General features: G+C 60.4%; 8 protein-coding genes. 4 read left to right on the forward strand and 4 right to left on the reverse strand.

The features are described from left to right. Positions 1-294: 294 nt before the first annotated feature. Positions 295-2796, reverse strand: a complete 2502-nt coding sequence (locus ACFQ2S_RS19615) for an arylsulfatase (protein ID WP_089233236.1) — start codon at positions 2794-2796, stop codon at positions 295-297. A 105-nt stretch (positions 2797-2901) separates the two neighbouring features. Continuing rightward, complete coding sequence (locus ACFQ2S_RS19620) at positions 2902-3141, reverse strand: hypothetical protein (protein WP_089233237.1); 240 nt, start codon at positions 3139-3141, stop codon at positions 2902-2904. Positions 3142-3357: 216 nt separating this feature from the next. Between ACFQ2S_RS19620 and ACFQ2S_RS19625 the strand changes: the two genes are divergently transcribed. Continuing rightward, positions 3358-4371 (forward strand): helix-turn-helix domain-containing protein, encoded by a 1014-nt coding sequence (locus ACFQ2S_RS19625; RefSeq protein ID WP_386077108.1) that lies wholly within the window; start codon positions 3358-3360, stop codon positions 4369-4371. Between the two features lie 239 nt (positions 4372-4610). On the opposite strand, the gene ACFQ2S_RS19630 is transcribed toward ACFQ2S_RS19625, so the two are convergent. Continuing rightward, positions 4611-5111, reverse strand: coding sequence for a DUF3604 domain-containing protein (locus ACFQ2S_RS19630; RefSeq protein WP_386077355.1), 501 nt, complete (start codon positions 5109-5111; stop codon positions 4611-4613). 370 nt (positions 5112-5481) lie between these two features. On the opposite strand from ACFQ2S_RS19630, the gene ACFQ2S_RS19635 reads away from it, so the two are divergent. Further along, positions 5482-6747, forward strand: coding sequence for a serine hydrolase domain-containing protein (locus ACFQ2S_RS19635; protein ID WP_386077110.1), 1266 nt, complete (start codon positions 5482-5484; stop codon positions 6745-6747). A gap of 473 nt (positions 6748-7220) precedes the next feature. After that, entirely contained in the window at positions 7221-8147 is a 927-nt protein-coding gene (locus ACFQ2S_RS19640; RefSeq protein WP_386077112.1) for a DMT family transporter, read from the forward strand. A 953-nt stretch (positions 8148-9100) separates the two neighbouring features. Here the strand turns inward: ACFQ2S_RS19640 and ACFQ2S_RS19645 are convergent. Then, positions 9101-9337 (reverse strand): hypothetical protein, encoded by a 237-nt coding sequence (locus tag ACFQ2S_RS19645; protein ID WP_386077114.1) that lies wholly within the window; start codon positions 9335-9337, stop codon positions 9101-9103. A 346-nt stretch (positions 9338-9683) separates the two neighbouring features. On the opposite strand from ACFQ2S_RS19645, the gene ACFQ2S_RS19650 reads away from it, so the two are divergent. Further along, on the forward strand, positions 9684-11864 hold the full coding sequence (locus tag ACFQ2S_RS19650; RefSeq protein ID WP_386077115.1) for a 4Fe-4S binding protein: 2181 nt from the start codon (positions 9684-9686) through the stop codon (positions 11862-11864). Positions 11865-11874: the final 10 nt, after the last annotated feature.

Here is an 11874-nt window from a genome sequence, read left to right on the forward strand (position 1 = left end):
TTACGCCGCCCGCAGCAGGGTCATCCCGCCGCTACCGTGGCCGACTTTCTCACCGCCGTTCTCAATGTAGATGGGCGCGGCAACGTTTGCATGGAGCAGGAGCTGCCATGCGAGATAAATGACATTGCTGGTTGTTTGGACGCGTTTGGTTAGCCAATTGGGCGTATTGGCTTTGAGGCTGTTGCGCTCAGTCAGCACCTGGTCTTCGGGCCTTCTGCATGACCGGCCACGGTTTTCGGGTTTCTGGCGCCAGTCGACCAACAGGGGCCGGCTGGCGCTTCAATCAAGCGTTCCTCAGTCGCTGGCCTTCTGCATCGCAGCTTCGAGCTTCTTGATATCGGCGTCGCTGAGCTTTGGACGATCGATCTTGATCGTCAGTTTCTCCAGTTTGGCCGTGAGCGAGAAGGGTGGCTTGTAGTCATCGTCGTTTACGCCCGTGAGGGTATCGGAACCGACGTCGAAGGCTTCGTCCCACTGCAGGATGGTCGGGATGGTGTTCTTCATTTCCTTGGTGTCGACCACCTGGCCATCTACCTTCAAGGTGCCGGTGCCGCCCTTGCCCAACCCGCTTGGGCTGCCGTAGGCGAGCGTCGCCGCGCCGAGACCGTCATACTGGAAGTCGAACTCGACCATATGCTTCCCGGGAGCCAACGCTTCCTTCCCTTCCCACTTGATCCGCTCCAGGTTGACCATGTTCCAGGTGAAGACCGGCTTGCCCTCAAGCAGATAGAAACCGTAGCCTGCGAACCGGCCACCCGAAGTCAAGATCATCCCCTCGGCTCCGCCTTCGGGCATCTCGATCTCTGCCGTGATCGTGTAGGAACTGTTGAGCAGGCTTGGCGAGTCGCCCTGCGGAACTCCCGTCATTGGCCGCGTATAGACGAACTCACTGCGACCCGCCGTGATGCTTGGCCGCGGCTTCGCAAGTCGCGTGGTCACCGACGCGTCCATCGGGAAGACCTGATATTTCTTTGCCTCCTCGATGAACATCGCCTTCATCTCCTTCACCTTGTCGGGATGATCCTTGGCGACATTGGTCGATTGGTTCATGTCGGTCGTCAGATCGTAGAGTTCCAGCACCTGATTGTTGAGCGGATCGGGGTTCGGCGTCCCTGGCGTCTCCCAGGGCATTCGGTTGACCTCGGTGCTCAGCAGCCAGCCGTCGTGATAGAGCGCCCATTGGCCCATCATCTCGAAATACTGGGTAGTGTGGCGCGAGGGCTCATCAGCATTGGTATTATCGAAGGTATAGGCGAAGCTTGTGCCTTCGATCGGCGACTGCTTGATGCCATCAACCGTCTCGGGCTGCTTGATCCCTGCCACTTCGAGGATCGTCGGAACCACGTCGATCACATGCATGAATTGATCACGGCGCCCACCCTTGTCAGAGATACCTTTCGGCCACGACACCACCATGTTCTGGCGGATGCCGCCGAGCCGATTGGCGTTCTGCTTGAAGTAATCGAAGGGTGTGTCGAAGGCCCAGGACCAACCGGCGGACATATGGTTGTAGGTCTCTTCTGTACCCCAGACATCATACCATTGCATCTGGGTCTCGGCGGGCATCTCGGCGATGCCGTTGAACCATGCAACCTCGTTGGGCGTGCCCATCGGCCCTCCCTCCGCACTCGTGCCGTTGTCGCCATTGATGTAGATGATCAGTGTGTTGTCCAACTCGCCGATGTCCTCGATCGCTTGAACGACGCGGCCGATCTCGTGGTCGGTATAGGCGGCATAGGCAGCAAAGACCTCGACCTGTCGGATGAAGAGCTTCTTCTCGTCATCGTTCAGGGTGTCCCAAGGCTTGAGTTTGTCCGCGGGCCATGCGGCTAGTTTGGCGTCCTGCGGCACCAGCCCCAGCTTCTTCTGGTTCTCGAAGATCGTCTGGCGCAGCGCCTCGTACCCATCATCGAAGAGCTTCATGCCTTCGATTTTCTCGACCCATTCCTTTGTCGGATGGTGCGGGGCATGGGTGGCGCCCGGGGCATATTTCACGAAGAACGGCTTTTCCGGATCGACCTGGTGCAGGTCGGTGATCCATCCAATCGCTTCATCGGCCATGCCGGTGATCAGATTCCATTCCGGATCGCCGTCAAACGGGTAGATCTGGGTGGTATTGCGAAACAGGTTCGGCTGCCACTGGTTGGCGTCGCCACCGACAAAGCCATAGAAGTATTCGAAACCGAGACCGCTCGGCCACTGTTCGAAGGGACCGGCTACGCTGGCCTGAAAGGCTGGCACGTTGTGGTTCTTGCCGAACCAAGAGGTACTGTAGCCGTTCTCCTGCAGAATTCGGCCGATGGTCGCCTTGTCTTTGGTGATGATGGAATTGTAGCCGGGATAGGCCGTCGATTGCTCCGAGATGACACCAAAGCCTACCGAGTGGTGGTTGCGCCCAGTGATCAGTGCGGCCCGCGTCGGCGAGCAGAGAGCGGTGGAGTGGATGTTGGTATAGCTCAGCCCCTCGGCGGCCAGGGCATCCATTGTCTCGGTCGGAATGACTCCGCCGAAGGTGCTTGGAACACCGAAGCCTGCGTCATCGGTGATGATCAGCAGCACGTTGGGCGCCTCTTCCGGGGGAACGACGCGCGGCGGCCACCAGGGCGTGGACTTGTTCGCCTGTTCCTCGATCTTGCCGCCAAACGCCATCGGCGGCGGGGGCAGTTGCGTGCCGTCGAGCGTAATGGTGGAAGATGGGGATCCAGTTGGTGTTTGTGCCAGTCCGGGCAGAAGTGAACTGGTCAGCATGACAAGGACCGCCGGCACTGCCAGGACGATCTTCCGATTGAAAGACATCGACTTTTTCCGATCTGATGGCGCGAAATGAAAGCGCCGGGCCGACGCGTTTGCGGGCCCGGCGCTACTGAATCGGCCCTGAAGCCTACATTTCAGGGCAAGGGATCACTCCATTCCCAGCACCTTCTTGACTTCCATTTCGAGCTGAGACGGGTTGCCTTCATGCTGACCGCTCAGGGCGATGATCTGACCGAGTTGCTCTTCGGTCGCGTCCGCCGGAATCTCGACGTTGACTCCGGCACTTTCAAGTTCGCCCTGAGCTTGAGCATGCAAGCCTCCCTGGGCAAATGCAGACATGGCGAGAAGGCCGGAAATTGCGGCCGCAGAAATGAGACGAGTAAACATTGGTCTTCCTCCATATGGACCAGCGCCATCCGTCTGGCACAAAGAGAAATGCAGGTCGCCAAAACAGATGACGCTACGTCATCATGAGCCCCCCACATTAATGGCGCAAGGACAAAGATGCGCTACTTCGCTGCTGAATTTCTTGATTCAGATCAAATTGTTTTGGGAGATTTGACTTTACGGGCCAAGATCTAAATAGAGGGTCGGAGAAACGGCATGAGTTACAACATCCCCTTGATACGGGTCGCCGCGATCGCACCAATCCACAGGTGGCTCGTCGATCGGCAACTCGATGCCAGACCGTTCCTTGAGCGTTCCGGGCTCGGTTGGGTTTCACTTGCCGACCTGCTTCTGCCAATTCCCGTGTCGGGAGCTGTTCGGTTGCTGGTAGACATCGCGCGGGCCGAAGGACCGGACGCGCCATACCGGATGGCCCGTGAACGTGGTGGGTTCGAGATCGGCTTGATCGGAGCGGCTGCACTTCAAGGGCCGACCGTACGTGACGGGTTCCGGCGGCTTTCTCGTCAAATGCCGCTCCATTGTACCCACGAGGTGTTTTCCGTTCAGACCGTCGGGGCAAACATTACCATCAACGATGGTTGGACGCTGAGTCTCGGCGACGACGAAGTTCTGCATTATGTGCAGCAGTATGTGGCTGCGTTGGTGGACTCGATTTGCAGCGTCGCAACGGGGCGCGCGCCAAGCGTGACGCGGGTGGGTATGGTGCCGCATCCGCAATTGGGCGTTTCACACCTCCGGCCTTGGCTCGGTGATCGGGTCGTCGGACGTGCGGATCGCCTGCTCGATATCCTCGTAGACAGTGACGTGGCCGATCTGGCTATGCCGGAACACATCCGCGAAAAGGCTGATTCCAGATTTGTTGGCAAGGTCGCGCCGCTGAACGTGGGCAACAGCCTGTCCGGCGACGTGGCCACGCTTGTTGCCAGCATGATGTCGCACCAGAAACCCACAGTCGATGCCTTGGCGGCGACGGCAGGAATGAGCGCGCGCACTTTCCGGCGACGGCTTTCGGAAGAGGGAACCTGTTTTTCCGATATCCTCGAACGAACACGTGCGCTCATAGCTCTCAATAGCCTGCAGACACCAAACCCGCCGTTGCTCCGAGACCTTGCGAGCGAGCTTGGGTATGCCAATCAGGAGACCCTGACCCGAGCGATGCAACGTTGGGCCGGCCACACGCCGACCGCGATCAAGGCCATGCAGAAATAGCGCACGGCACGCGCCCGGTCGCCGTAAGCAAGCCCATGGCACTGATCTCTCATTCGTCCCCGAGAACGGCGCCTAAGGCGTTCCAGCAACTTTGAGCAGCACCGCGAAGACTGGCGGAGCGAAGGCGCCCCCCATGTCAGATAGGAGAGGATCATCGCCCCGCGCTTCCCGACGTGTCACTGCGGCGCGCGAAAGTTTTTCGGCCCGCCCCAGAAAGTCTGCCCTAAATCCGGTGTATACTAGATCGGCGAGGTATGGGCGCGTTCCTGGTGAGAGCGCGGAATACCTTCCGGCGTAATCTTGATATCGAAGCGGGCCTTGTCACAGGCTTGCCAAGTCGGCGTCGGGATCTCGAGAACACTTGCGTAACAGACAGCCGGAACCGAGGGGTCGAAATCCGTGTCGGTCCAGACAGCGCGCAATTCTGGAGCGCCGATCGTGTTGGTCCACGTCGCTTGTTCTACATCCACAGTGTTGCCAACCGGATCGCTGGCGCGTCCGTCAGCCCCGATTTCGCGACCATCCGAGACCGCCAAGTCAGAGATCCGCTCATGGCGCTCGCTGTCGGTATCGACCCAGCCCTTGATGATCTTTTTCCCGTCGAGATTTCCCGACCAGGGATCCTTGAGTGCCCCAACCATGAAGACGGGCGCGTTTACCCCATCGGGCGCGGTGGCAAGGTCACCGCGCATCGGCACTCCCCTCGCATATCCGATCTCGACCACGTCGGGCCGATAGATTTCCTCCTAGGCATGTCGGCAGCGGTCCAGTCGCGACGGTAGAACGATCCGAGGCTAAGGTTCGAGAAGCGCCACAGCCAGACCTTGCGCTGGAAGCCCCAAGGTCGGCTATGCGCAGTCATCGGACCTGTCGGCCCGAGCACACAGACACCGAGCGGCCATGTCGCCAGCAAGTCTGCTTGGCCGACCATGGAGGCATCTGATCGAAATGATCAGATGACTGCTGCGAGCCCGAAGCGGACATGGGCGGTGTCGGGAGTCGTCATGCCTACCACGCAATGCTAGCCTGGTAGTCAGACCCGCGCGAGCCCAACCGTTCACTTCTGGTGCGGGGGCTCAGGAAGACAGTGTTGGAAAGGCGACTACTGCCATGGCGATCTCCGAACCCTTCGATACCGCAACTCATCTGGAGCTTGGTCTTATGCAGGGGTTTCCGCCGCCTGCCGGTAAGCGGGTGGATCGCTTCAATGGTGTGTGGGAGCCGCCATTCAATCGGTGGGCCTACCAGAATATGCGGCGGATCTGGCCGACAGCACCTGTGCGGCCCAGCGATGCCGGTACCGCGCTGAGGCGCGAGATCGACGCTGACATCGGCAGCCTGTCAGTTCGACGCAAGGATGGCTCTCTCGCTGATTTCGAGTGCTTCCTGCGGCAGACATTCACTGACAGCCTGATCGTGGTTCACAAGGACAGGGTCGTCTACGAGCGTTACCTCAATGGCATGACGCCGGACACGCCGCACATCATGTTCAGCTGCACCAAGTCCTTCATCGGCCTCTTCGCATTGATGGCGATCGAAGAGGGGCTGGTCACGCGGGACACCCCGATCGTGGACATCATACCGGAACTCGACAACGGATCGGGTTTTTCCGATGCCACCTTCGGTCAGGTCCTCGACATGACAGCATCGCTGAAATTCAGTGAGTACTATGCCGACCCCGACGCAGAGATCCACGATTACGTCGCGGTTCTTGGGGCCGGCTTAAAGGCGGTCGATTGGGACGGACCACAGAGCCTCTATGACTATGCCAGCACACTGACCAAGCTCGAGGGGCGCGCGCATGGGTCGGTGTTCGAGTACCAGACGCCGCAGGCCGATGTCCTGAACTGGGCGGTCAGTCGACTGTTCGGTCAGAATTTTGTGACCCTACTGGAAAGCCGCCTGTGGTCAAGACTCGGCATGACCGGCGAGGCCTATGTCCTTCTGGATGCCACGGGCAACCTCTTCGCCGGGGGTGGGCTGAACGCCACGGCAGAGGACATGGCGCGCTTTGCCGCGGCAATGCTCCGGAATGGCCGTGTTGGCGGTGACCAGATCATCCCCGAAGCGGTGATCGACACGCTTTCACAAGGGGGGTCCACCGAAGCCTTCCTGAGGGGCCCGAGTGCAGAAGAAGACATGGCGAATGGCCATTGGAGCTATTGCGCACAATGGTGGATCAGAAACACGCCCGGGTCGGAAGCGATCATCGCGCTCGGGGTGAACGGCCAATGGATCTACATTGACCGAAACAGGGAGATTGCGGTCATCAAGCAATCAAGCCAGCCCGAAGCGGACAGTTGGTACTTCCACGACTATACTTGCAACGCGATGGACGCTCTGGTCCGGCATGTTGCAGGCGAGCACGTGACATAGTGAGCAGGAAGACGTTGGATGCGAGCTTCGGCTCCGTCCCGCGCAGCCGACCTTGCCCCAAGTTCACCCAACGGCAGGAATGCGCAGCTTGCTGATCTCGACTGCTCGCGTGGTCTGCGACGCCACCGGCCGCTGATCTATCGGCAACTTTGCCGACCTTGCTGTCATCTGACGAAAAGGCTCAGATGACCGTTGTGAGCCCGAAGTGGACTTAACTCTTCAAGATTCTTGCCGTTGCTGCGATCCCGTTGACCAAGAACTCTGGCAGCGCGGCAATTCAAAAAGCGATTCTCCATTCCGCCCACAGCGAATGTGTCGATCTGAACGAGAGACTTGCGGAACTTTTTCCGTTCGCTTCACGGATTTTTGGCGTCGTCTGGTTCCGGCGATTCAGATAGGTTCTTTACGTTGGCCTCGGATTCCCGGTCCGTGCCTTTTCCTCTCTCTGCGGAGATGACAGCCCGCAAGACCGAATGCGGGACATCGCTTTGACCTCGAGCCACACCACCCCGCTGAGCCCGCACGAGCATCCACACGAGTTGAACAACACGCGCGGGCTGTTGCTGATGGGGCTTGGCTTTCTGCTATTCTCGGCCGCCGACGCCCAGGCAAAGCTGCTGACGGAGTCATTCCATCCGGTGCAGATCGTCTGGTTCCGTCAACTTGGGTTGCTCTCCGGTGTGGTGATTGCGCTGGCCATACGGGGGCCGTCGATCTTACGCACCCGCCATCCTGTGCTGCAGATCGCACGCGGGATGTTGGCAGTGATATCTGCGACATGTTTCATATTTGCCGTGAAATTCGTACCGCTGGCGGACGCTGTAGCGGTCAGTTTCGTCGCCCCATTTCTGGTCACGGCGATGGGGGCGTTGCTGCTGGGCGAGCGAGTCGGCTTGAAGCGCTGGATCGCCGTTGCCATCGGTTTCGTCGGGACACTGATCGTGATCCGCCCGGGGATGGGAGTCATGCATCCGGCGGTGTTGTTGGTTTTGGTCGCGGCGTCTGCCTTTGCCGTGCGGCAGGTGCTGTCGAGGCGGTTGGCCTCGAGCGACCAGACGATCACCACTGTCGCATATACTGCGCTTGCGAGCGTGCTGGCTCTGTCATTTTCATTACCCTTTTTCTGGACGATGCCCGAGGCAGACTTGCAATGGGCGCTGCTGGCCGGCATGGCCGTGTTCGCGGCACTGGGCGAGCTTATGATTATCAAGTCGCTGGAAATAGCACAGGCATCCGTGCTGGCGCCGATGCACTACAGCCTGATAATCTGGAGCACGTTCTGGGGTTGGCTGGTATTCGACCAGTTGCCAGACCGATGGACATGGACCGGCGCTGCGATCATTGTTGCCACCGGCCTCTACATCATCCACCGGGAGCGACAGCTGGCCAGCGTCGATTGAGGTGACGGTTCTCAGACCGGGAGCTTCGTCCGCACTCCGGACCTAGCTTGGATACGAGAGATTGTCTGCAATGCGCAGTGAGCACCAGTTGGCCTCTGCGGGCCGAACAACTGGACTGTCCGCACTGCGGGTATCGACTATCCGGACGATGCCGCACAGCGCAAAGAACGTCGGCTTTGACGAGGCCGCGCCGCGGCGATGATCATCTTGGCGAATGTCTGTTCAGGGCCGTTCGCATCGGTCGGAAACCTTGCTGCGCGTGCGAAGTGCCGCTCCCGGCCAACGGCCGCAAAGCGCAGGTAGCGCCAGTTGTTCGCAAGGTGCCGAGCGACCGGAGAGCCCGCATGTGAGAAGGCCAACGCGCCTGCAACGAACGACCGGATTGTCCTTCGGCCCGTCTGGCCGTGTTGAGTATTGGAGTAATCCACGGTTCCTCGCATATCGGCCTGGTCATGTGGTTGGCTTTGGATGGAAGGATCGGCACAGCAATGCCTATCCGGATTAACCGGCCCAGGAACATACACGCACAGTTCTCGTCCAATATACTGGATGGTTTTGTCGACTGAGTTAGTTGCCCGCCGGACCTTCGCACTCGTCGCCACGTCAAAAATCCGGCACGTTCAGGGGGTATCTTTGGGGGCACGGATTAGTTTTTGATTCTGAATGCTATTTTTTATCAATGGCTTGAGTGTATTTTAAGAAGCCGCCCCCGGCACCACTTATTCAGCTAATCCCCTGACTATAGTCAGATATCTTGCTTCCCGAAGACATCTATCCACCGAGATATTCACCCTTTGCGCGTCGCTTGAGGGCATATCAGGCGTATTCTGGGGCCTGACAAAATTCGCTTTCAGACCTTACTGCATTGATAGCAAGAGGCAGGCTTTCACTTGCCGCGTTCTTCCCGCCAACGCGCCCAGCGCTTTCTGACTAAAGAGGTCCGCGATGCGGCGCTAATAGAGCCCCGCCTCGCGCAGCGTCGTCGCCACAATGTGGCGCAAGCCCTTGAGCGTGTGGCTGGGCGCGATCAACCGTTCCTCCTCCAGCCCGGTCCTGAAGCCGTTCCAGACGGCAGCAAAGCCGTTGTAGGTCCATGCCGCACCGGTCGCACTGACCAGCACCGTGGCCGCCTCATGCTCGGGGATGCTGTCGAGCGCCGCCTGCAACGGCGAACTGACGGGAATCCCCACCTCCTCACCGGTCTTGCGCGCACGCACCAGATCGTGTCGCCGTCGATCTGTTCCTCGCGCAGCGTCAGAGCGTCTGAAAGGTCGCGCCTGGCGTTCATCATCAACGCTAGCGCCACCCGCACATGCGGCTTTCTCTTCTTCGAGAACCGGGCAAAAGGTGGGGCGAAACACGATGCGCACTATCCTGATCGGCCTCGTCCCCGTCGAGTATGAATTCGAGCGTCGACCAGACCATGTTGATGGAGTGATCGTGCAGTAGTTTGCGCAAGCGCAAACTTTCGCTGCTCGAAGATCGCTAATCACACGTTCCAGAGCCCCAAGCGGGCGCGGGAAAGGGAGCGTGGAGATGGCCCATGCAATCACCATTGTGGCAAGGACACTTCTTGTTCTTCTGTGTCTTGCCGCACCGGTGCATGCGGATGTCCTGATCTCCGGCTTTCTCGACGACGTAACACCGGCAGAGCTGGTGCCAGGAGCAACAGCGTTCGGTGCGCCGGACGGGAACGGGATCGTGCCGGCGCTTTCGGGCGGGGAGACCGTCGGCTGGGTATTTCTGACGTCGGACTTCGTGCCCACGACCGGCTACTCCGGCAAGCCGATCCACATCGTCGCCGGCCTCTCTCCCGATGCGCGGCTGATCGGCGCGAAACTTGTCAAGCATTCCGAACCGATCGTGCTGGTCGGCATCCCGGAGAGCGAGATCCGCGCGGTGATCGACCATTATGCCGGTTTCGACCTGCAGGGCGCGTCGGGCGCGCGGGATGCCGAAGATCTGGAGATCGTTTCCGGCGCGACCGTTACAATCATGGTCATCGACGACTCCATCCTGCGGGCCGGGATCAAGGTCGCTCGCGCGCTCAGCCTCAAGGGGTTTGCGGACGAGGCCCCGTCCGGACCGACCCGTGTCATCGACCGGGAGGCCGGGGAACTCGCGGACTGGGAAACGCTCGCAGGCAATGGGGCCTTGCGGCGCCTGAGCCTCGACGTCGCGACGGTCAATGCCGATTTCGCCGCGCTTGGCGATCCGCGCACTGGCAAGCACGCCGAGCCGGGCCCCGACGACACGGCCCAGGTGGACGTCTGGACGGCGCTGGTCAGCCAGCCCGCGATCGGCCGCTCTCTGCTCGGCGACGCCGCCTACGCAAACCTCGCGGAGCGGTTGCAACCGGGGGACGAGGCGATTGCCGTGTTCGGCGCCGGCCGGTGGTCCTTCAAGGGGTCGGGCTACGTGCGCGGCGGCATCTTCGACAGGTTCCAGTTGATCCAGGGCGAGATCTCGCATCGGTTCCGCGACCGCGAGCAAAGCCGGGTCGTGCATATCGCCGCCGCCGGGGCGCCGGAGTTTCCGGAGATGGACCTGTTCATCATCCCGGCCGATGCCGGTTTCGATCCGGCCGCGCCCTACCGTCTGCAGTTCCTTGTCAGCCGCTCCGTGGGGCCGATTGAGAAGGTCTTCCTGACCTACGACCTCGGATACGAGTTGCCGGAAGCCTACACGCGCACCATAGCACCGCCGCCTGCGCCTACACCGGTTGCCGACACTTCCGACCTGGAGGCCCGCGACGCCCTCTGGCAACGGATCTGGCAGACCAAGCGCACGCAGGTCTTGGTGCTTTCGGCCGCCCTCGCCCTCCTGACCGGCATCTTCTTCTTCCAGTCCTACGCCACCCGGAACGCCCGCTTCTTCGCGGCGTTGCGCAACGCGTATCTCGTCTTCACGCTGGTCTTCGTCGGCTGGATCGCCAATGCGCAGCTCTCTGTGGTCAACGTGATGGCCGTGGCCAATGCGCTCTTCAGCGACTTCCAGTGGCAGACCTTCCTGATGGATCCGCTGATCTTCATCCTGTGGTTCGCCGTGGCCGCGGCGCTGCTGTTCTGGGCGCGCGGCGCCTATTGCGGCTGGCTCTGCCCGTTCGGGGCGCTGCAGGAGCTGTCAAACAAGATCGCCCGCCGCCTTGGCGTGCCGCAGGTAACTCTGCCGTGGGGCCTGCATGAGCGACTCTGGGCGCTGAAATACATGCTGTTCCTCGGGCTGTTCGGAGCCTCGCTCTACTCGCTGGAACTGGCGGAGCGCCTTGCGGAGGTAGAGCCGTTCAAGACGGCAATCATCCTGAAGTTCGCGCGTCCCCTGCCCTATGTGCTGATCGCGTTGGCCTGCCTCGTGCCGGGGCTCTTCATCGAGCGATTCTACTGCCGCTATGTCTGCCCGTTGGGCGGCGGCCTCGCCATCCCCGCTCGGCTGCACATGTTCCAGTGGCTCAAGCGCTACAAGGAATGCGGAAACCCCTGCCAGCTCTGCGCCACCGATTGCCCGGTGAAAGCCATTCATCCGTCCGGCGAGATCAACCCGAACGAATGCATCTCCTGCCTGAACTGTCAGGTGCTCTACCAGGACCACGCCCGCTGCCCGGTCGTCATCAAGACCGACAGGCGGCGCGCAAAGATCGCGGAATCGGCGGCCTCACTGGCGGCCCATGGCGAACGGCCGAACCTCGGCCACCCCAACCAGCTTGCAAGAGTCAAATGACGGAGGGAAA

Source organism: Tropicimonas aquimaris (assembly GCF_042676185.1).
GTDB classification, from domain to species: Bacteria; Pseudomonadota; Alphaproteobacteria; order Rhodobacterales; family Rhodobacteraceae; genus Tropicimonas; species Tropicimonas aquimaris.